General features: G+C 62.6%; 20 protein-coding genes. 10 read left to right on the top strand and 10 right to left on the bottom strand.

The annotated features are described in order from the left end of the window. Positions 1 to 2 precede the first annotated feature (2 nt). The 4 genes from ssuD to ACF8FG_RS12940 are packed head-to-tail and all read left to right on the top strand — an operon-like array spanning position 3 to position 3,011. Positions 3 to 1,151, top strand: coding sequence for an FMNH2-dependent alkanesulfonate monooxygenase (gene ssuD, locus ACF8FG_RS12955; RefSeq protein WP_014589332.1), 1,149 nt, complete (start codon positions 3 to 5; stop codon positions 1,149 to 1,151). A 10-nt stretch (positions 1,152 to 1,161) separates the two neighbouring features. Then, positions 1,162 to 1,959 (top strand): aliphatic sulfonate ABC transporter permease SsuC, encoded by a 798-nt coding sequence (ssuC, locus tag ACF8FG_RS12950; protein ID WP_003255831.1) that lies wholly within the window; start codon positions 1,162 to 1,164, stop codon positions 1,957 to 1,959. After that, positions 1,956 to 2,768 (top strand): aliphatic sulfonates ABC transporter ATP-binding protein, encoded by an 813-nt coding sequence (gene ssuB / locus ACF8FG_RS12945; RefSeq protein WP_014589333.1) that lies wholly within the window; start codon positions 1,956 to 1,958, stop codon positions 2,766 to 2,768. Before ssuC ends, ssuB begins: the two co-directional genes overlap by 4 nt. 27 nt (positions 2,769 to 2,795) lie before the next feature. Beyond that, complete coding sequence (locus tag ACF8FG_RS12940) at positions 2,796 to 3,011, top strand: molybdopterin-binding protein (RefSeq protein ID WP_003255829.1); 216 nt, start codon at positions 2,796 to 2,798, stop codon at positions 3,009 to 3,011. A 142-nt stretch (positions 3,012 to 3,153) separates the two neighbouring features. On the opposite strand, the gene ACF8FG_RS12935 is transcribed toward ACF8FG_RS12940, so the two are convergent. From ACF8FG_RS12935 to ACF8FG_RS12920, 4 genes are all read right to left on the bottom strand, one after another. After that, positions 3,154 to 3,786 carry a TetR/AcrR family transcriptional regulator gene (locus ACF8FG_RS12935; RefSeq protein WP_010951618.1) on the bottom strand — a complete coding sequence of 211 codons (633 nt, stop codon included), beginning with the start codon at positions 3,784 to 3,786 and terminating at the stop codon, positions 3,154 to 3,156. Continuing rightward, on the bottom strand, positions 3,786 to 5,363 hold the full coding sequence (gene gshA / locus ACF8FG_RS12930; RefSeq protein WP_392518834.1) for a glutamate--cysteine ligase: 1,578 nt from the start codon (positions 5,361 to 5,363) through the stop codon (positions 3,786 to 3,788). The genes ACF8FG_RS12935 and gshA overlap by 1 nt, the downstream gene beginning before the upstream one ends. Before the next feature lie 153 nt (positions 5,364 to 5,516). After that, complete coding sequence (locus tag ACF8FG_RS12925) at positions 5,517 to 5,900, bottom strand: PaaI family thioesterase (protein ID WP_010951620.1); 384 nt, start codon at positions 5,898 to 5,900, stop codon at positions 5,517 to 5,519. After that, positions 5,900 to 8,224: a Tex family protein gene (locus ACF8FG_RS12920; RefSeq protein WP_014589335.1), complete on the bottom strand. Its 2,325-nt coding sequence runs from the start codon at positions 8,222 to 8,224 to the stop codon at positions 5,900 to 5,902. Before ACF8FG_RS12920 ends, ACF8FG_RS12925 begins: the two co-directional genes overlap by 1 nt. A 217-nt stretch (positions 8,225 to 8,441) precedes the next feature. On the opposite strand from ACF8FG_RS12920, the gene ompR reads away from it, so the two are divergent. Both ompR and ACF8FG_RS12910 read left to right on the top strand, forming a co-directional pair. Then, positions 8,442 to 9,182, top strand: a complete 741-nt coding sequence (gene ompR / locus ACF8FG_RS12915) for a two-component system response regulator OmpR (RefSeq protein ID WP_012270052.1) — start codon at positions 8,442 to 8,444, stop codon at positions 9,180 to 9,182. A 13-nt stretch (positions 9,183 to 9,195) separates the two neighbouring features. Beyond that, positions 9,196 to 10,509, top strand: coding sequence for an ATP-binding protein (locus ACF8FG_RS12910; protein WP_014589336.1), 1,314 nt, complete (start codon positions 9,196 to 9,198; stop codon positions 10,507 to 10,509). 97 nt (positions 10,510 to 10,606) lie between these two features. Here the strand turns inward: ACF8FG_RS12910 and rimK are convergent, their stop codons facing one another. Beyond that, entirely contained in the window at positions 10,607 to 11,512 is a 906-nt protein-coding gene (rimK, locus tag ACF8FG_RS12905; RefSeq protein ID WP_003255817.1) for a 30S ribosomal protein S6--L-glutamate ligase, read from the bottom strand. Further along, positions 11,509 to 11,991, bottom strand: a complete 483-nt coding sequence (locus tag ACF8FG_RS12900; protein WP_004576370.1) for an ATP-dependent zinc protease — start codon at positions 11,989 to 11,991, stop codon at positions 11,509 to 11,511. The genes rimK and ACF8FG_RS12900 overlap by 4 nt, the downstream gene beginning before the upstream one ends. A gap of 109 nt (positions 11,992 to 12,100) precedes the next feature. Between ACF8FG_RS12900 and ACF8FG_RS12895 the strand changes: the two genes are divergently transcribed. Then, positions 12,101 to 12,502, top strand: coding sequence for an RNA-binding S4 domain-containing protein (locus ACF8FG_RS12895; protein WP_003255812.1), 402 nt, complete (start codon positions 12,101 to 12,103; stop codon positions 12,500 to 12,502). 27 nt (positions 12,503 to 12,529) lie between these two features. On the opposite strand, the gene ACF8FG_RS12890 is transcribed toward ACF8FG_RS12895, so the two are convergent. Continuing rightward, positions 12,530 to 13,324, bottom strand: coding sequence for a phosphatase PAP2 family protein (locus ACF8FG_RS12890; RefSeq protein WP_019438884.1), 795 nt, complete (start codon positions 13,322 to 13,324; stop codon positions 12,530 to 12,532). A 120-nt stretch (positions 13,325 to 13,444) separates the two neighbouring features. On the opposite strand from ACF8FG_RS12890, the gene hslO reads away from it, so the two are divergent. From hslO to ACF8FG_RS12875, 3 genes are all read left to right on the top strand, one after another. Beyond that, positions 13,445 to 14,344 carry an Hsp33 family molecular chaperone HslO gene (hslO, locus tag ACF8FG_RS12885; protein ID WP_014589339.1) on the top strand — a complete coding sequence of 300 codons (900 nt, stop codon included), beginning with the start codon at positions 13,445 to 13,447 and terminating at the stop codon, positions 14,342 to 14,344. Positions 14,345 to 14,523: 179 nt separating this feature from the next. Continuing rightward, a complete protein-coding gene (locus ACF8FG_RS12880) occupies positions 14,524 to 16,065 on the top strand; it encodes a phosphoenolpyruvate carboxykinase (RefSeq protein WP_019438882.1) in 1,542 nt (513 codons plus the stop codon). 281 nt (positions 16,066 to 16,346) lie between these two features. Continuing rightward, positions 16,347 to 16,787 carry a thioesterase family protein gene (locus ACF8FG_RS12875; protein WP_076402425.1) on the top strand — a complete coding sequence of 147 codons (441 nt, stop codon included), beginning with the start codon at positions 16,347 to 16,349 and terminating at the stop codon, positions 16,785 to 16,787. Positions 16,788 to 16,843: 56 nt separating this feature from the next. On the opposite strand, the gene ACF8FG_RS12870 is transcribed toward ACF8FG_RS12875, so the two are convergent. From ACF8FG_RS12870 to fdhD, 3 genes are all read right to left on the bottom strand, one after another. Next, positions 16,844 to 17,326 (bottom strand): glycine zipper domain-containing protein, encoded by a 483-nt coding sequence (locus tag ACF8FG_RS12870; protein ID WP_010951626.1) that lies wholly within the window; start codon positions 17,324 to 17,326, stop codon positions 16,844 to 16,846. A gap of 196 nt (positions 17,327 to 17,522) precedes the next feature. Beyond that, entirely contained in the window at positions 17,523 to 19,868 is a 2,346-nt protein-coding gene (locus ACF8FG_RS12865) for an FdhF/YdeP family oxidoreductase (RefSeq protein ID WP_019438881.1), read from the bottom strand. Positions 19,869 to 19,873: 5 nt separating this feature from the next. Next, positions 19,874 to 20,704, bottom strand: a complete 831-nt coding sequence (gene fdhD, locus ACF8FG_RS12860) for a formate dehydrogenase accessory sulfurtransferase FdhD (protein WP_019438880.1) — start codon at positions 20,702 to 20,704, stop codon at positions 19,874 to 19,876. Positions 20,705 to 20,846: the final 142 nt, after the last annotated feature.

Below are 20,846 nucleotides of genomic sequence, written 5' to 3'. Positions count from 1 at the left end.
CAATGAGCCTTAACATTTTCTGGTTCCTCCCCACCCACGGTGACGGCAAGTACCTCGGCACTTCCGAAGGCGCACGTGCGGTCGACCACGGTTACCTGCAGCAGATCGCGCAGGCCGCCGACCGCCTTGGTTTTGGTGGGGTGCTGATCCCGACCGGGCGCTCCTGCGAGGACTCCTGGCTGGTGGCCGCGTCGCTGATCCCCGTGACCCAGCGCCTGAAGTTCCTTGTAGCTCTGCGCCCGGGCATCATTTCGCCGACCGTGGCAGCACGCCAGGCGGCCACCCTCGATCGCTTGTCCAATGGCCGTGCGCTATTCAACCTGGTGACCGGTGGTGATCCGGACGAGCTGGCGGGTGACGGCCTGCACCTGAACCACCAAGAGCGCTACGAAGCTTCGGTCGAGTTCACCCGTATCTGGCGCAAGGTGCTGGAAGGCGAAAATGTCGATTACGACGGTAAGCACATCCAGGTAAAGGGCGCCAAGCTGCTCTACCCGCCGATTCAGCAACCACGCCCACCGCTGTATTTCGGCGGCTCCTCCGAGGCCGCTCAGGACCTGGCGGCCGAACAGGTCGAGCTGTACCTGACCTGGGGCGAGCCACCGGCAGCCGTTGCCGAGAAGATCGCACAGGTGCGCAAAAAAGCGGCCGCTCAAGGGCGCGAAGTGCGCTTCGGTATCCGCCTGCACGTGATCGTGCGGGAAACCAACGAAGCGGCTTGGGCCGCCGCCGAGCGCCTGATCTCTCACCTGGACGATGACACCATCTCCCGCGCCCAGGCGTCGCTGGCGCGTTTCGACTCGGTGGGCCAGCAACGCATGGCCGCCCTGCACGGCGGCAATCGCGACAACCTGGAAGTCAGCCCCAACCTGTGGGCAGGTGTTGGCCTGGTACGGGGCGGCGCGGGTACCGCGCTGGTGGGCGACGGCCCTACCGTGGCAGCACGGGTCAAGGAATATGCCGACTTGGGCATCGATACCTTCATCTTCTCGGGTTATCCACACCTGGAAGAGTCTTACCGCGTGGCGGAGCTGCTGTTCCCGCACCTTGATGTGCAGCGCCCAGAGCAGCCGAAAACGGGTGGTTATGTAAGCCCGTTCGGCGAGATGGTGGCTAACGACATCCTGCCCAAATCTGTGTCGCAGAGCTGAGGGCCTGGCCATGAGTCGTGCAACTTCTTCCAACCTGACCCAGCGCTTGGCGCCGTGGGCGCTGCCGGTGCTGCTGTTGGCCATATGGCAACTGGCCGTCAGCGCTGGCTGGCTGTCGACGCGTATCCTGCCGGCACCTAGCGCAGTGGTAAGCGCGGGCGTCGAGCTGGTGCGCAGCGGCGAAATCTGGACCCACCTGGCCATCAGCGGCTGGCGTGCAGGCCTGGGCTTTGTCATCGGCGGCAGCATCGGCCTGGTACTGGGCTTCATCACCGGCTTGTCGAATTGGGGTGAACGCCTGCTCGACAGCTCGGTACAGATGATCCGCAACGTGCCCCACCTCGCGCTGATTCCACTGGTGATTCTGTGGTTCGGTATCGACGAATCGGCAAAGATCTTTCTGGTCGCGCTGGGTACGTTGTTCCCGATCTACCTGAACACCTACCACGGCATCCGTAACGTTGACCCAGCGTTGGTGGAAATGGCGCGCAGTTACGGCTTGTCCGGTTTCGGCCTGTTCCGCCAGGTGATCCTGCCGGGGGCGCTGCCTTCGATCCTGGTGGGTGTGCGTTTCGCCTTGGGTTTCATGTGGCTGACGCTGATTGTTGCCGAAACCATTTCGGCCAACGCCGGCATCGGTTACCTGGCAATGAATGCTCGCGAATTTCTTCAGACCGACGTGGTAGTGCTGGCCATCGTGCTGTATGCCGTGCTCGGCAAGCTTGCCGACCTTGCGGCCCGAGGCCTGGAGCGTGTGTGGCTGCGTTGGCACCCGGCCTATCAAGTTGCCAGGAAGGAGGGCGCATGACCGTGCTCAAGGAACAGCCGCCACGCCTGCTGCGTGGCACCCCGCTGGCCTCCAAGGGCCTGCGCAAGACCTTTGGCCAGCGCGAAGTTTTGAAGGGTATCGACCTGCACATTCCGGCCGGCCAGTTCGTGGCCATCGTCGGCCGCAGCGGCTGCGGCAAGAGCACTTTGCTGCGGCTGCTGGCCGGGCTGGACCAACCCTCCGCCGGGCAGCTGCTGGCCGGTGCTGCGCCGCTGGAGGAGGCCCGTGAAGAAACCCGCCTGATGTTCCAGGACGCGCGGCTGCTGCCGTGGAAGAAGGTGATCGACAACGTTGGCCTTGGGCTGTCTGGCGACTGGCGCCCGCGTGCGCTGGAGGCCTTGGATGCGGTTGGCCTGGCAGACCGCGCCAACGAATGGCCGGCAGCGCTCTCGGGAGGCCAGAAACAGCGCGTGGCTTTGGCCCGAGCCTTGATTCACCAGCCCCGCCTGCTGCTGCTGGACGAGCCACTGGGGGCGCTGGATGCATTGACCCGTATCGAGATGCAGCAACTGATCGAACGCCTGTGGCGTCAGCACGGCTTCACTGTGCTGCTGGTCACCCACGACGTCAGCGAGGCGGTTGCCGTGGCGGATCGGGTGATTCTGATCGAGGACGGCGAGGTCGGGCTCGACCTCACTGTTGACCTGGCACGGCCCCGGGCGCGGGGTTCGCACCGTCTGGCCGCGCTGGAAAGCGAAGTGCTCAACCGTGTTCTGTCCACCCCGGGCACTGCGCCCGAGCCGGATCCTGTAGCCCCTCTGCCCACGCAGCTGCGTTGGGCGCATTGAATCCCAGAAGCCAAAAGGAAACAAACCATGACTATCAAAGCCATCAACGTTCGTAACCAGTTCAAAGGTACTGTGAAAGAAATCCTCGAAGGCCCGGTACTGTCGGAAATCGACGTGCAGACGGCTTCGGGTATCGTCACTTCGGTGATTACCACCCGTTCCGTGCGGGAGCTGGAGTTGCAGGTGGGCAGTGAAGTGATTGCCTTTGTGAAGTCGACTGAAGTGTCTATCGCCAAGCTGTGATGCGGCGGCTTGATATTGGGGCTGCTTTGCAGCCCTTCGCGGGCACGCGCGCTCCCACAGATACTTCGCAAGCTCCAGGGTGCGCGCGGGCTCTGTGGGAGCGGGCTTGCCCGCGAAGGGCCGCCAAGCGGCCCCAGATTTCTCAGCTGGAACGCTTGGCCAGAAACGGCGGCAGATACAACCCCAGATACGCTTCGAACACCCGCTTGCCTTCCTCGGCCATGCGCGGGGTGATCGCCTCGTGCAACTGCACCGACCGTGCATATACCCGGTCGCTCAACTCCATGGCCAGGGCAAACACATCCACATCCGGTGGCATCACCGGCAGGTGAAAATGCTGGTCGAACAACTTGTGCATCAAGTCGCCCAGTTCCATGTCGTGCTGCCGGTCGGCCTGCACTACCTCGCTCAGGCCATGCTGCGCCAGGATCAACTGCCGCGCCGCCGCATCCTCGTGATAGATATCAAGCATGCGTTGTTCGATCAGCCGTGACAGTTCGTGCCAGGTGCTGAACGCGCTGCTGTCGATAGGAGCGCTCAGGGCTTCGCGAAACGCCCGGTGCACATCTGCAGTAAGTGCCTCCAGCAAGGCCGGCACGCTGGCGAAGAAGTGGTACACCGACGAAGGCGGAATCTGCGCCCGCTCGGCCACGCTGTAGATAGAAAGTGCTGCCACCCCTTGTTCGGCCAACAGCTCACGCGCAGCCGCCAGGATCGCCTCGATCCTGGCCTGGCTGCTGGCGCGCGGCTTGCGCGGGGTGGTGGTGCGGTTCATCAACTGCTGATTGCCAGGATGCTGGCCTGGTAGGCGCCGACGAACAGGTCGAAGTCACCGACTTCGTCTTGCTCCAGCTCGGACTGCCTGGCGAGCGACTCGCGGGCCAGCGTCTCGAATGCTTGCTGCTTTTCGTTGCTCAGCGGTTGCTCGCGGAAGGTCTCGGCGTGCACACGGCTCTGGCGCAGCGAGAACTGGACGAAGCTCTCGTCATGCTCGGTCATGCGTGCCAGCACCTGGGCCGACGGGGTCAGCGAGGTGTCGTCGACCTTGGCCTGCTGCGCATCCAGGGCCTTGGCGTGCTCATCAGTGCCTTGCGCCTGGTCGAGCAGATTGGCCAATTGGCGGATACGCTCGATCAGCTCGCTGGCCCAGTCTTTCAGGCTGATCGGCTGGCCATTGCGGTGCAACTCCAGGCCCGGACGACGACCTTCCTTGACCACGGTCAGGAAGTTGCTGGTGCACTGGCCGCACTCGCCGTTGTCCAGTTGCGGGCTGTCTTCCAAGGCGCAGAACAGCAGGAATGCGTCGAGGAAGCGCGCCTCGGTCAGGTCGATACCGACCGGCAGGAACGGGTTGATGTCCAGGCAACGCACTTCCACATACTGCACGCCCCGCGAGGTCAGGGCCTGGATCGGCCGCTCGCCGGTGTATGTGACGCGCTTGGGGCGGATGTTCGAGTAGTACTCGTTTTCGATCTGCAGAATGTTGGTGTTCAGCTGAACCCACTCGCCATCCACATGCGTGCCGATTTCAACGTAAGGCGGGTAGGGCGTGCCAACGGCCTTGCGCAGGCTGTCGGTGTAGCTGGCCAGGTTGTTGTAGCAGGGCGTAAGACCGGCCTGGGCGTTGCTCTGATAACCCAGGTCGCTCATGCGCAGGCTGGTGGCATAAGGCAGGAACAGGGTTTCGGCATCCAGCTCTTCGAGCTGGTGCGGGCGGCCACGCAGGAAGCCTTTGTCCAGGGCCGGCGAGGCGCCGAACAGGTACATCAGCAGCCAGCTGTAGCGGCGGAAGTTACGAATCAGCGCGATGTAGGCCGACGACTGGTAGTCGCGGTCATTTTCAGTACTGCCTTCGGCTTCGCGCAGCAATGGCCAAAGCGCTTCGGGCAGCGAGAAGTTGTAATGAATACCGGCGATGCACTGCATGGTGCGGCCGTAACGCAGGGCCAGGCCCTTACGGTAGATGTGTTTGAGCTTGCCGATGTTCGAGCTGCCGTATTCGGCGATCGGGATATCCTCCTCGGCCGGCAGCGTGCAAGGCATCGACGGGCTCCACAGGTATTCGTCGCCCAGCTTGCTGTAGACGAAACGGTGGGTCTCTTCGAGGCTTTCGAGCACCTTGGCCGGGTCGGCCAGCGCCGGGGTGATGAACTCCAGCAGCGACTCGGAATAATCGGTGGTGATCTGCTCGTTGGTCAGCGCCGATCCCAGTGCTTCCGGATGCGGGGTCTGGGCCAGGCGACCTTCATCGGTCACGCGCAGGCATTCGCGCTCAATACCGTGCAGGCACTGCTTGAGCAGGGGGAGATTGGCGCCGAGCAGGCTCAGGCGGCGGTTGAGGAGTTCGCTCAAGATGTATTCCTTCACGCGTCAGTCGCCCCAATATGGGGGTAGAGATAACGGTCTACAAGGGTAGGAAGAAAGGAACTGGCGTTGTCGCCTGGTTTACGCGGTTCCAGCAGTGCCAGCGCACTGCTGAAAATACCGCAGATACTGCTTGGTGAGCTAGAGAACCGCGAAGGTTCCTTGCGCTTTGGCCACCAGCTTGTCGCCCTGAACTACGTCGGCGTCGACCACCAGGGTGCGCCGCCCAGCGTGCAGCACGCGGGCGGTGCACAGCACTTCGCCGTCGCTGACGGCACGCATGTAGTTGATCTTGCACTCGATGGTGACGCTTTGCTGGTCAAAGCCATGGCTGGCCGAGCAAGCCAGGCCCATGGCGATGTCCACCAGGCTGAATATCGCCCCGCCGTGCAGCTTCTGGCCACGGTTGCGCAACTGTGGCTCGAGCGCCAGGGCTACCTCGGCAACACCGCTGTCCAGGTGTTGCAGGCGGCAGCCCAGCAGCTGGCTGAAGGCGCTTTCGACGTATTCGCGAGGTACGTCCATTACTTCTTCTTCAGTTGCTTGGCGTTGGCGAACAGCGAGGCCATGGCATTGTTGGCCGGCGCAGCCGTGGCGGTTTCACGCTGGCGCGGTGCCTGCGGCTGGCGATTGCCGCCATTGCCACGATTACCACCGCGGTTGCCTTCGACCTTCTCGCCCGGGGTGTCGCTCATGCGCATGGACAGGCCGACGCGTTTGCGCGGGATGTCCACTTCCATGACCTTGACCTTGACCACATCGCCGGCCTTGACCGCTTCACGCGGGTCTTTGACGAACTTCTCCGACAGCGCCGAGATATGCACCAGGCCGTCCTGGTGCACGCCGATGTCGACGAAGGCGCCGAAGTTGGTAACGTTGGTCACCACGCCTTCGAGGATCATGCCCGGTTCCAGGTCCTTGAGGTCTTCGACGCCGTCCTGGAAGGTGGCGGTCTTGAACTCCGGACGCGGGTCGCGGCCGGGCTTGTCCAGCTCTTGCAGGATGTCGGTGACGGTTGGCAGGCCGAAGGTTTCGTCGGTGAACTTTTTCGGGTCCAGGCGCTTGAGGAAGCTGCTGTCACCAATCAGCGAGCGGATGTCGCGGTCGGTATCGGCAGCAATGCGCTGCACCAGCGGGTAAGCCTCAGGGTGCACCGCAGAGGCGTCCAGCGGGTTGTCGCCGTTCATCACGCGCAGGAAGCCGGCGGCCTGCTCGAAAGTTTTCTCACCCAGGCGGCTGACCTTTTTCAGTGCTGCCCGGGTGGCAAACGGACCATTGGCATCGCGGTGGGCGACGATGTTCTGTGCCAGGGTGGCATTGAGGCCGGAGATGCGCGTCAGCAGCGCCACCGAAGCGGTGTTCACGTCCACGCCCACGGCGTTCACACAATCCTCGACCACCGCGTCCAGGCCACGCGCCAGTTTCAGCTGGGACACGTCGTGCTGGTACTGGCCGACACCGATGGATTTCGGATCGATCTTCACCAGTTCGGCCAGCGGATCCTGCAGGCGGCGGGCGATCGACACGGCGCCGCGGATCGACACGTCCAGGTCTGGGAACTCGCGGGCGGCCAGTTCCGATGCCGAGTACACCGAAGCACCGGCTTCGGAGACCATGATCTTGGTGATTTTCAGGGCTGGATATTTCTTGACCAGCTCGGCCACCAGCTTGTCGCTTTCGCGGCTGGCGGTACCGTTGCCGATGGCGATCAGCTCCACCGAGTGTTTGGCGCACAGTGCGGCCATGATGGAAATGGTGCGGTCCCAGTCGTTCTTCGGCGCGTGCGGGTAGACCGTGGTGTGGTCCAGCAGTTTGCCGGTTGCGTCGACCACGGCGATCTTGCAGCCGGTGCGCAGGCCCGGGTCGAAGCCCAGGGTGGCGCGCGGGCCGGCCGGGGCGGCCAGCAGCAGATCGTGCAGGTTGTGGGCGAACACGTTGATCGCCTCGCCTTCGGCATTGTCACGCAGCTCGCCGAACAGGTCGGTCTCCAGGTGGGTGTACAGCTTGACCTTCCAGGTCCAGCGCACCACTTCACCCAGCCACTTGTCGGCCGGCCGGCTGCGGTTCTCGATGCCGACGTGGTTGCCGATCATCAGCTCGCACGGATGCAGGGTGCCGGGCAGTTCTTCGCCGACCTTCAGCGAGACGCTCAACACGCCTTCGTTGCGCCCGCGGAAGATCGCCAGGGCACGGTGCGATGGCGCAGTACGCAGCAGCTCGTCATGAGCGAAATAGTCGCGGAACTTGGCGCCTTCTTCTTCCTTGCCGGCCACGACGCGGGCGCTGAGCACGGCTTCCTGCTTGAGGTAGCTGCGCAGCTTGTCGAGCAGGGCGGCGTCTTCGGCAAAGCGTTCCATCAGGATGTACTTGGCGCCTTCCAGCGCGGCCTTGACGTCGGCCACGCCCTTTTCGGCGTTGACGAAGCGTGCGGCTTCGCTTTCCGGGGCCAGGGTCGGGTCGTTGAACAGGCCATCGGCCAGTTCGCCAAGGCCGGCTTCCAGGGCGATCTGGCCCTTGGTGCGGCGCTTCTGCTTGTACGGCAGGTACAGGTCTTCGAGGCGGGTCTTGGTGTCGGCCAGCTTGATCTCGCGGGCCAGTTCAGGGGTCAGCTTGCCCTGTTCCTCGATGCTGGAAAGGATGCTGGCGCGGCGCTCGTCGAGTTCGCGCAGGTAGCGCAGGCGCTCTTCCAGGTGGCGCAACTGAGTGTCGTCAAGGCTACCGGTCACTTCCTTGCGGTAGCGAGCGATGAAGGGCACGGTCGAGCCTTCGTCCAACAGGCTCACGGCCGCCTCGACCTGCTGCGGGCGTACGCCCAGTTCCTCGGCGATACGGCTGTTGATGCTGTCCATGTAAACCACCTGACATTTGTGAATACGGGGGTCGCCTGTGGGCTTTTTGCCCGGCGGCGCTGGATGAAAGCCGCGCATTATACCCATCGCAAACGGCTTGCGGTGATGGCGCCCGGCCAGCCGGAACTGGCGCCGGGGGAAAAATCTGCTAACAATGCTCACGCAACGTGCAGCAATGGCTACGCCATAATGCGCGGCGATATCAGAGGAGTTATTCATGACCGGCACGCCAAACACCGCTGAAGGTGACAAGATTCTCATCGTCGACGACGATCCGGGGCTTAGCAGCCTGCTGGAACGTTTCTTCACCAGCAAAGGCTACCGTGCCCGTGCGGTGCCCAACACCGAGCAGATGGATCGCCTGCTGCAACGCGAGGTGTTCAACCTGGTGGTGCTCGACCTGATGCTGCCTGGCGAGGATGGCCTGTCCGCCTGCAAGCGCCTGCGCCAGCAGAACAACCAGATCCCGATCATCATGCTGACCGCCAAGGGCGACGAGCTCAGCCGCATCAAGGGCCTGGAGCTGGGCGCCGACGACTACCTGGGCAAGCCTTTCAACCCGGACGAACTGATGGCCCGGGTCAAGGCGGTGCTGCGTCGCCAGGCGCCGAGCGTGCCGGGAGCGCCGGGCAGCGAGGACGAGTCGGTCACCTTCGGCGACTATGAGCTGTCGCTGGCCACCCGCGAGCTCAAGCGTGGCGACGAAGTGCACATGCTCACCACCGGCGAGTTCGCCGTGCTCAAGGCCCTGGTGATGCACGCCCGCGAGCCGTTGACCCGCGACAAGCTGATGAACCTGGCGCGCGGCCGCGAATGGGATGCGCTGGAGCGCTCCATCGATGTGCAGATCTCACGCCTGCGTCGCATGATCGAGCCGGACCCGTCCAAGCCGCGTTACATCCAGACCGTCTGGGGCGTGGGCTACGTGTTCGTACCGGACGGAAACGCCGGAAAATGATGCCTGGACGTCGATGAAAACACCGCTCTGGTTTCCGCAAAGTTTCTTCGCCCGCACCCTGTGGCTGGTGTTGATCGTCGTTCTGTTCTCCAAGGCGCTGACCCTGGTCTACCTGCTGATGAACGAGGACGTGCTGGTCGACCGTCAGTACAGCCATGGTGTAGCGCTGACCTTGCGCGCCTATTGGGCCGCCGACGAAGAAAACCGCGACAAGATCGCCGAGGCGGCAGGTCTTATCCGGGTGACCGGCTCGGGTGTGCCCGAAGGCGAGCAGCATTGGCCCTACAGTGAAATCTACCAACGGCAGATGCAGGCCGAACTGGGTGACGACACCGAAGTGCGGCTGCGCATTCATGCACCGCCCGCGTTGTGGGTCAATGCGCCAAGCCTGGGTCCGGGTTGGCTGAAAGTGCCGCTGTACCCGCATCCATTGCGCGGGCAGAAGATCTGGAACGTGCTGGGCTGGTTCCTGGCCATTGGCTTGTTGTCCACAGCATCGGCGTGGATTTTTGTACGTCAACTCAACCAGCCGCTCAAACGCTTGGTGTTCGCTGCCCGCCAGCTTGGCCAGGGGCGCAGTGTGCGCTTGCCAATCAGCGATACCCCCAGCGAGATGACCGAGGTGTACAAGGCGTTCAACCAGATGGCCGAGGATGTCGAGCAGGCCGGGCGCGAGCGTGAGTTGATGCTGGCCGGGGTTTCCCACGACTTGCGCACGCCACTGACGCGTCTGCGTCTGTCGCTGTCTTTGCTGAACAGCGACAACGAGCTGAGCGATGACATGGTTCGCGATATCGAGGACATGGACGCGATTCTCGATCAGTTCCTGGCCTTCATCCGCGATGGCCGTGACGAGCCGGTGGAAGAGGTCGACCTTGCTGACCTGGTGCGTGAGGTGGTGGCTCCGTACAACCAGCCGGTAGAGCGTGTGCGCCTGTGCCTGGAGCCGATTCCACCGTTCCCGCTGCGCCGGGTTTCGCTCAAGCGCATGCTGGGCAACCTGATCGGCAACGCCCTGCACCATGCTGGCAAGGGGGTCGAGGTGGCTGCCTATGTGTCAGGTGACGAGAGTGCGCCGTATGTGGTGCTCAGTGTGCTGGACCGGGGCACCGGTATTGACGAGTCGGAGCTGGAAACCATCTTCAACCCGTTCATTCGCGGTGACCGGGCACGGGGCGGCAAGGGCACCGGGCTGGGGCTGGCGATCGTCAAGCGGATTGCTGCGCAACATGGCGGGAACGTGGAGTTGCGTAACCGGTCTGGCGGCGGGATCGAGGCGCGGGTCAGGTTGCCGCTGGGGCTGCTGCTGCCGCGTAATGCTGTGTGAGGCTCACTGGCCTCTTCACGGCTAAAGCCGCACCTACAGGGATTGCGCAGTACCTGTGGCAGCGGCTTAGCCGCGAAGCGGCGGGTACAGGCTTGAATCAGCCTTTGCCCTTGGTCCGGGTCTGATTGGGCCCGCCATTCTTCTCCAGGTGCTCGATGATCATCCCGGCGACGTTCTTGCCGGTGGTGACTTCGATGCCCTCCAGCCCTGGCGACGAGTTTACCTCCATCACCAACGGCCCGTGGTTGGAGCGCAGGATATCCACACCCGCCACGCTCAACCCCATCACCTTGGCCGCCCGAATGGCGGTGATGCGCTCTTCAGGGGTGATTTTTATCAGGCTGGCGACGCCACCCCGGTGCAGGTTGGAGCGGAACTCGCCCGGTTTGGCCTGACGCTTCATCGAGGCAATTACTTTGTCGCCTACCACGAAGCACCGGATATCTGCGCCACCGGCCTCCTTGATGTACTCCTGCACCATGATGTTCTGCTTGAGGCCCATGAATGCTTCGATCACTGACTCGGCCGCCTGGGGGGTTTCGCACAGCACCACGCCAATGCCCTGGGTGCCTTCCAGTACCTTGATCACCAGCGGGGCACCGTTGACCATCTGGATCAGATCGGGGATGTCGTCCGGCGAGTGGGCGAAACCAGTGATCGGCAGGCCTATACCGCGGCGCGACAACAGTTGCAACGAGCGCAGCTTGTCGCGCGAGCGGGCAATGGCTACCGACTCGTTGAGCGGGTATACGCCCATCATTTCGAATTGGCGCAGCACCGCGCAGCCATAGAACGTAACCGAAGCACCTATGCGCGGGATCACGGCATCGAAGCCTTCCAGCGGCTTTCCGCGGTAGTGGATCTGCGGCTTGTGGCTGGCAATGTTCATGTAGGCCCGCAGGGTATCGATCACCACCATTTCGTGGCCACGCTGGGTACCGGCTTCGACCAGGCGGCGGGTGGAATACAGACGCGGATTGCGCGACAGCACAGCGATCTTCATGCAGCACCTGTGACAGGGGAAAGGGTGGCCGGGAAGGCCGGTTTGTCTTGTACGTATTTCAGGCCTGGGTTCACTACCAGCTGGCCGTGTATCAGGGCCTTGGAGCCAAGCAACAGGCGGTAGCGCATGTTCTTGCGGCAGGCCAGTGTGAACTCCACCTCCCACACACCATCACCCAGCGCCAGTGACGTGCGGATGACGTAGCGGGTCTGGGCGTGGCCGTTGGAGCTCTTGATGGTTTTCATCGTCACCAACGGTGCCTCGCAGCGGCGGTGGCGCAACTGCACCACCGAGCCCAGGTGCGCAGTGAAGCGAACCCAGGGCTGGCCGTCGCGCTCGAAGGGTTCCACTTCGGTGGCATGCAGGCTCGACGTGCTGGCACCGGTGTCGATCTTGGCGCGCAGCCCGGCCACGCCGAGGTCAGGCAGGGCGACCCACTCGCGCAGGCCGATCACAGTCAAATGGTCAAATGTCTTCACGAAGCGCACCCTGCGAATGAGGTGGTGAACTTTAAGCACGGCGGGGACTTTTTGCATCCGTATGTGAAGGTAGTACAGTTCGATGAAAGACAGAATCCGAGGTAACGGGATGGCACAAAAAGCCGAAGACGACGACAAGGTTCGCCTGGACAAATGGCTGTGGGCGGCGCGCTTTTACAAGACGCGAGCGCTGGCCAAGGCGGCGATCGAGAGTGGCAAGGTGCATTGCCGGGGCGAGCGTTGCAAGCCGGGCAAGGAGCCGCGGGTGGGCGACGAGTTCGTGCTGCGTACGGGCTTCGATGAGCGCACGGTGGTGGTGAAGGCGCTGTCGGTGGTGCGTCGTGGTGCCCCAGAGGCGCAGGCGTTGTACGAGGAAACTGAAGAAAGTGTGCGTCGCCGTGAACAGGCGGCTGAGATGCGTAAGGCCGGGGCCATGGGCGTGACCACCGATGGCCGGCCGACCAAGAAGCAGCGGCGGCAGATTCACCAGTTGCATGGAAGTTACGATTGAATGGGGCTGCTGCGCAGCCCCAAAAATCTAGCGCAACACCGCCATTCTTCCGACCAACGGTAACGTGGACAGTAGCTTGAACAACGGCGCTGTCCAGCGCATCAACGCCTCGCTGCCTTTGGCCGCCAGCGGCGTGTAGTAGCTCCAGCCCAGTGCCAGTACGGCCATCAGCAAGCCGCCGATGTAGTCGTCCTGCCCCCAGTGGGCACCGGCCACCAGGCGCGGCAGCATGAACAGCGCTGCGAGCCCCCAGACCACCAGGTATTGCGCAAGACCGCGGCTGAACACGCTCATGAACAGCGCCCAGATCAGCAGCACCGAGGCGTGATCACCCGGGAAACTCTTGCTGGAGCGGTCCTTGAGTTCCCAGGCAGCCTCCAGGTTCGGGTAATAGTCACTCAGGTGCACGACGTCGTCGAAGATCATCGATGGACTCTTGTGTTGCCACCCGGCTGCATCCACCCACTTGGAAAACAGCGCACGAATCACCACTAAGAGGAGTAGCGTGACCAGAAAACCGAAAAATGCCTGGCGAACCTGAGCAGCCTTGAACACCCAGTCACCACGAATGAGCACCGCCAGCAGGATCAGGCCGACGACGATGTCGAACGGGCGTAGGCTGCCGATGGTCCAGATGTAGCGCCAGGTGGTGCTATCGGCCAGCGGCGCGTTCAGGCTGCGGAACAGCCACTCGTCGAAAGTCAGGCACAGGATCTGGCCAATAGGCCATAACCAGAAACACAGTAGAGCGATGGGAAGCAGCGTACAGGCTGCCAATGGCCCCCAGGACCACCTTGCTTGGAACAGTGGTCGATTGTCCATAAAATACCTCTATTGCAAACAGGAATCGGAGCGCCTTGTGAGCGCTCTGTCACGGGTTCTCGCCGGTTTTCGACAACCCTTGTAACCATTTTGTCATCATTTTTTAGATAGCCGAAACCTATGAGCGATTTGCCTGATACCGATTTCACCCAACGTTTCATCTTCGACGAGCGCGATGTGCGCGGCGAGTGGGTGTCTCTCGATGACAGCTACGCCGCGGTGTTGGCGCGTCATGAGTACCCCCAGCCGGTCAAGGTGCTGCTCGGCGAGTTGATGGCCGCCACCGCCTTGCTGGTGGGTGCGATGAAGTTCGATGGCCTGCTGATTCTGCAGGCGCGTTCGGCCGGGCCGATTCCGCTGCTGATGGTGGAATGCTCCAGTGAGCGCGAGATTCGTGGCATGGCCCGCTACGAAGCGGACCAGATTCCGGCTGGTGCCACCCTGTCGCAGCTCATGCCCGACGGCCACCTGACCCTGACCATCGACCCGGTCAAGGGCCAGCGCTACCAGGGGACCGTCGACCTCGATGGCGCCAACCTGTCTGAATGTTTCACCAACTACTTCGTCCAGTCGCAGCAGCTCAATACCCGTTTCTGGCTCAATGCCGCAGGCGGCAAGGCCCGTGGGCTATTGCTGCAGCAACTTCCGCGTGATCGCCAGCCGGATGATGAAGAGCGCGAAGACAGCTGGCAGCATGTGGTCGCCCTGGCCAAGACGCTCAAGCCTGAAGAGTGGACAGAGGGCAACGAAACCCTGCTGCACCGCCTGTATCACGAAGACGCCGTGCGCCTGTTCGATATCCAGCCACTGCGCTTCAATTGCAGCTGTTCGCGGGAACGCTCCGGCAATGCGCTGGTCAGTCTGGGCGAGCACGACGCCAAGGCGCTGGTGGACGAATGTGGCGGGACGGTAGAGATCGATTGCCAGTTCTGCAACGAGCGCTACTTCTTCGATGCCAGCGATGTGGCGCAATTGTTTGCGGGTGGCGGTACTGACGTGGCCTCAGAAACTCGTCACTGAAACGTTAAATCACAGGATAATCTCCTGTCGAATTGCGCAAAAGCGCAGTTCTGACAGGAGGGGCCTACTTTTTTTGGGCGTTTCTGGCATAATCCGGCCACTTTTTTCGCTGTAGTAGTTTTTTCAAGACAACTACAAAACGTTTGGAGCACTCGGCCTCGGGCCGGATGGGGTATCTCATGACGCAAGCCAACAACACCGTGTACACCGACCTGAGCGTCGATGAGCTGGTAAAAGAAGCGCTGCAACGCGGTGAAGGCGTACTAGCCGATACTGGCGCACTGGTCGTGGAGACTGGTCACCGTACCGGCCGTTCGCCGGCTGACCGTTTCATCGTCGAAGAACCTTCCACCCAGGACGCCATTGCCTGGGGCCCGATCAACCGCAAGTTCCCGGCCGACAAGTTCGATGCCCTGTGGGACCGCGTCGAGGCGTTCAACAACGCTCAGGATCACTTTGTTTCCTACGTTCACGTAGGGGCGGCCGCCGAGCACTACCTGCCGGTGAAGATGACCACCCAGACCGCCTGGCAGAACCTGTTCGGTCGTTGCCTGTTCATTAACCCGGAGCAGTACAACCCGGCTGGCCGTGGCGAGTGGCAGGTCCTCAACGTTGCCAACTTCGTGTGCGAACCTGAGCGTGATGGCACCAACTCCGACGGTTGCGTGATCATCAACTTCGCCCAGAAGAAAGTGCTGATCGCTGGCATGCGCTACGCCGGCGAAATGAAGAAAGCCATGTTCTCGGTTCAGAACTTCCTGCTGCCGGCTGCCGACGTACTGCCTATGCACTGCGCGGCCAACATCGGTGAAGAAGGCGATGTAACCTTGTTCTTCGGCCTGTCCGGCACTGGCAAGACCACCCTGTCGGCTGACGAAAGCCGTTACCTGATCGGTGATGACGAGCACGGTTGGGGTGAAGGTGTTGTCTTCAACATGGAAGGCGGCTGCTACGCCAAGTGCATCGACCTGTCCGAGAAGAACGAGCCGGTCATCTGGAAAGCGATCAAGCACGGCGCGGTACTGGAAAACGTCGTTCTCGACGCCAACAAGCACGCCGACTACACCGATGTCAGCCTGACCCAGAACAGCCGTGCGGCCTACCCGCTGGAGCACGTTGCCAAGCGTTCGGAAGCGAACCTGGGTGGCGAGCCTAATGCAGTGATCTTCCTCACCTGCGACCTGACAGGTGTTCTGCCTCCGGTTTCGATCCTGAACAACGAGCAGGCGGCCTACCACTTCCTGTCCGGCTACACCGCGCTGGTCGGTTCCACTGAAATGGGTTCGGGCGGCGGCATCAAGTCGACCTTCTCCACCTGCTTCGGCGCACCGTTCTTCCCGCGTCCGGCTGGCGAGTACGCTGAGCTGCTGATCAAGCGTATCAACGGTTTCAACTCCAAGGTCTACCTGGTCAACACCGGCTGGACTGGTGGTGGCTACGGCGTTGGCAAGCGCTTCAGCATCCCCACCACCCGTGCCGTGATCGCTGCAATCCAGAGCGGCGCACTGGTCGGTGCCGAAACCGAGCACCTGGACATCATCAACCTGGACGTGCCGAAGGCCGTTCCGGGCGTTGAAACCGAACTGCTCAACCCGCGCACCAACTGGGCTGACAAAGCGGCCTACGACGAGGCTGCCAAAGGTCTGGCCAAGCTGTTCATCGAAAACTTCAAGAAGTTCGAAGTTTCCGACGCCATCAAGGCCGCTGGCCCGCAGCTGTAAGCCGAGCTCAGCCGCAACGAGAAAGCCGCCCCCAGGGGCGGCTTTTTTGTGGGTGCGGGCTTGCCCGCGAAAGGGCCGGGCCTGCTGGCCAATTTCCACCCGCGATTCACCGTCGCAGCCGCCATCGTATTCGCGGGTAAACCCGCTCCTACACATTGATCGGTGGTGGGCGCAGGCCGTTGTAGGAGCGGGCTTGCCCGCGAAGGGGCCCGCATAGGCAGCGAAAGTCTGGTTTTTCTGTTTCACTGTCAGCATCCATTGCGAAGACAAGAGCCAGCCAGATGACCGAAGCCCTTCAGCGAATTGCCTTCTCCCACTTCCACCCGATCCTCACCCGCCCCCAGGACAACGACCTGAACGGACACATCGCCGGTGCAACGGTGCACAGTTTTTTTGAAACCGCGATACAGGCGTTTCTCGTCGAACAGGCCGAACTGGACCTGCGGCACGGTGAGCTGGCCGCCTTCGTGGTCAGTTCGGCTGCGGATTTCTACGCGCTACCGGGCTTCCCGGATTTGTTGGAAGTGGGGTTGGGAGTGACGCGTCTGGCGGGCAGCACGGTAGAGTACCGGCTGGCGCTGTATCGCCCGGGCGAACCGGAGGCGTGCGCAGCAGGCACGGTAGTGCAGGTGTTCATCGAGCGCGAAAGTGGCCGGCCTGTGGCGTTGCCAGAGGCGCTGCAGGTTATCCTGTCCGGCCTCGTGCTGGAGCGGCAGGCATAAAAAAGCCCCGCTGGCAGGGGCGGGGCTTTTGTTGCCGGGGGCAGGGCCCTCAGGCGTTAGTCGCGCCAGTGGCGCTTGTGCTTGCGGTGACCATAGTGGTGACCACGGTCCCAGTGACGACGGTCGTCGTCGTAGCCGCGACGATAGCGGCGGCCATCGCGGTAATCGTCTTTGTCGGCCTCTTTGCCCAGGTAGTTACCCAGCGCACCACCGGCACCACCGCCGGCTGCCGCGCCAATGTAGCTACCCGTGGTGCCGCCCACGGAGCGACCGACCACGTTACCACCTGCAGCGCCCAGCGCGCCGCCGATTGCGGCCTCACCACGCTGGCGTTTGTCTGCGCCCAAGGCGCCACCTGCCGCACCGCCCAGACCGGCACCAATGGCGCCGCCGGTGCTGCCACCGATGGAGTTGCCCACGACTGAGCCCAGTACCCCACCCAATGCGCCGCCAATGCCGGCTTCGGTGGTGCCGCCTGCCATGGCAACGCCGCTGAGCAAGCTGAAAGACAACAACAGAATCGAGGAGTACTTCTTCATCAAGAGAGCCTCATAGGGATGACGAGGCGAATTTGAGGCTAAGAGGCGTGGCTGGCAACGGAAATCCGACGAGTAACACGAGTTGTACACAATTCTCTAACTTGCTGTATTTACTATGAAACTTTATCGTTTTTAGGCTGTCTGAGACCTTTATGACAAAGCCCTGAGCCGCCACGGAACAGGGCTTTTTTCGTTTTTACAGGATACGCCTGTCCTCGCTCGCACGCTCCAGCTTGATGGCAATGAACTTCGATGTCGGCGTATGGCTACCAACGCCAATGCTCTCCAGCGGCACCAGCGGGTTCACCTCCGGGTAATACGCCGCCGCCTGCCCGGCAGGTATGTCGAAGGCCAGCAGGGTAAAGCCTTGCACCCGGCGCACATGTTCATCCCCCCACAGCGAAACGATGTCGACCTTCTGCCCCGGCTGGAAGCCCAGGCGGATGATGTCGGCTTCGTTGGCGAACAGCACCTCGCGCTGGCCGCGCACACCGCGGTAGCGGTCGTCCAGGCCGTAGATAGTGGTGTTGTACTGATCGTGCGAGCGCATCGATTGCATGATCAAGTCTGGCAACTGGCCGCTGGCGCGTACGCGTTCGTCAAGCAGCGTGTCGGGCAGCAGGTTGGCTTTGAAGTTGGCGCGGCCGGTGCTGGTCGCCCATTCGCGGCTGGCCGCGCTGTTGCCCAGATAGAAGCCACCCGGGTGACGCAGGCGCTGGTTGAAGCCGCTGAAACCGGCAATGGTGTCGCCGATCAGGTCGCGGATACGGTCGTAGTCGGCCACCAGCCAGTGCCAGTCCACCGGTTGCTTGCCCAGCGTGGCGGCGGCGATGCCAGCGATCACCGCAGGCTCCGAGCGCATTTGCGTCGACAGCGGCTTGAGCTGGCCGTTGGAGGCGTGGACCATGCTGAACGAGTCTTCCACCGTGACTGCCTGCGGCCCTTCGGCCTGCAGGTCGATGTCGGTGCGGCCCAGGCATGGCAGGATCAGTGCCTGCTTGCCATGGACCAAGTGGCTACGGTTGAGCTTGGTGCTGATGTGCACGGTCAGTTCGCAGTTGCGCAGCGCCTGGGCGGTACGCTCGGTGTCGGGTGTGGCTTGGGCGAAGTTGCCGCCCAAGCCGATGAAAACCTTGGCCCGGCCATCGAGCATCGCATGAATGGCTTCGACGGTGTTATGGCCATTGCGCCGTGGCACAGGGAAGCCAAAGCGCTTTTCGATGGCATCCAGCAGCGCCTCTGGCGGGCGCTCGTTGATGCCCATGGTGCGGTCACCCTGCACGTTGCTGTGGCCACGCACCGGGCACAGGCCGGCACCGGGCACGCCGATGTTGCCACGCAGCATCTGCAGGTTGACGATTTCCTGAATGGTCGGCACCGAATGACGGTGTTGGGTGATGCCCATCGCCCAGCACATGATCACCCGCTTGCCCCGGCAGTACATGCGCGCGGCCAGTTCAATATCGGCCAGGGACAAGCCGGACTGTGCCTGGATGTGCGACCACGGAGTGGCGTCCACCACGGCCAGGTATTCATCGACGCCATGGCCATGTTCGGCGATGAAGGCGTGGTCGAACACGGCCGGTTCGCCGTTGGCCTGGGCTTCGCGTTCCCATTGCAGGACGAACTTGGCCATGCCGCGCAGCATCGCCATGTCGCCACCCAGGGCCGGGCGGAAGAAGGCGGTGTTGGTCGGACGGTCACTGTTGGTCAGCATTTCCAGTGGGTTCTGGGGGTGCTGGAAGCGTTCCAGACCACGCTCCTTGAGCGGGTTGATGCACACCACCTGGGCGCCACGCTTTACCGCATCACGCAGTGGGTCGAGCATGCGCGGGTGATTGGTGCCGGGGTTCTGGCCCCAGACAAAAATGGCGTCGGCGTGCTCGAAGTCGTCGAAAGTGACTGTACCTTTGCCGACCCCGACGCTTTGCCCCAATGCCACACCGCTGGCTTCATGGCACATGTTCGAGCAGTCAGGGAAGTTGTTGGTGCCGTAGGCGCGCACGAACAGTTGGTACAGGTACGCCGCTTCGTTGCTGGCACGTCCCGAGGTATAGAATTCGGCCTGGTCAGGGTTGGCCAGCTTGTTCAGTTCGCGAGCGATCAGGGCGAAGGCGGCATCCCAGCTGATCGGCAGGTAACGGTCGCTGGGTGCGTCGTAGACCATCGGTTCGGTCAGACGCCCTTGGTACTCCAGCCAGTAGTCGCTTTGCTGCAGCAGCGAGGTGACGCTGTAACGGGCGAAGAAGGCAGCATCGACACGGCGCTTGGTGGCTTCCCAGTTCACCGCCTTGGCGCCGTTCTCGCAGAACTTGACCATGCCGCTTTCCGGCGAATCCCCCCAGGCGCAGCCGGGGCAGTCGAAACCGCCGTTCTGGTTGGTCTTGAGCAGGGCGCGAATGTTCTTCAGCGCGTTATCGCTGCCGGCCCATGCCTTGGCCACGCTACGCAGTGCGCCCCAACCGCCGGCGGGGCCGTGGTAGGGCTTGTAGCGAGGGGGGGAGGCTGGGGTGTTGTCCGGAAATTGTTGGTACGAGGTCACGACTGTTACGACTCCGCCGCTGGGCTGTAGACCCGCGGTGCGCTGTGCTTGGGCAAGTGGATAAGGTTGAGGTTGTGCTTGCGCGCCCATTGCAGGGCAAGGCCGGTGGGCGCCGACAGGCTGACCAGGGTCTGGATGCCGGCACGCAGTACTTTCTGGATCAGCTCCAGGCTGCAGCGGCTGGTGACGATGGCCAGGCCACCCTGGGTGTCGATGCGTTGCCGCAGCAGGGCGCCGATCAGTTTGTCGAGGGCGTTGTGCCGGCCGATGTCTTCGCGGCCGAGCAGCAATTGGCCTTGGCGGTCCATGAACAGTGCTGCATGCACGGCACCGCAATGCTGGCCCAGTGGCTGGAAGGCGTCGATGCGCTCGCGCAGGCCGACCAGCCACTGGGCCGGGGGTAGGGGCGCACCCGGCAACACGGCCAGATCCGGTAGTGCCTGCTCCAGGGCCTCGACCCCACACAGGCCGCAACCACTGGTGCCGGCCAGTTGGCGGCGCTGGTTTTTCAGGTTCCAGAACGCCCGGCTGGAGATTTCCAGGTCGGCGTACATTGCCGAGCCGCTGCCGGAGAGCTTGAGGTCGTAGATTTCTGCGGTGCCTTCGACAATGCCGCTGCCGACGCTGAAACCGACGGCGAAGTCTTCCAGATCGGTAGGGCTGACCAGCATCACCGCCTGGTTGAGGCCGTTATAGACAATGGCCAGGGCCACTTCCTCGGCCAGCGGGGTGCTGTCGCGTTTGGCGTCGCTGAGCTGGACGTAATCGTAGGTGTTGCTGGCGGCGGGCATGGACAAGGGCGATGAGGCCGCGCAGACCGGAGGCTTGCTGTTCATCGGGGCGCTGAATACCGGCGGCTTTCTGATAGCACAAGCCTAGGCGCGTGGGCCGGCGGCGTCTAATCGCTAGGGTCTATGCCTTGATAGACCGCGTCGATTGGTCGCGCAGGGCGGAAGTGGTAAAGCTGACCTAGACTCC

Source organism: Pseudomonas sp. YQ_6 (genome assembly GCF_043103245.1).
Lineage (GTDB): Bacteria > Pseudomonadota > Gammaproteobacteria > Pseudomonadales > Pseudomonadaceae > Aquipseudomonas > Aquipseudomonas alloputida.
The sequence above is the reverse complement of the archived record's forward strand: the minus strand, read 5'-3'. Positions and strand labels throughout refer to the sequence as shown.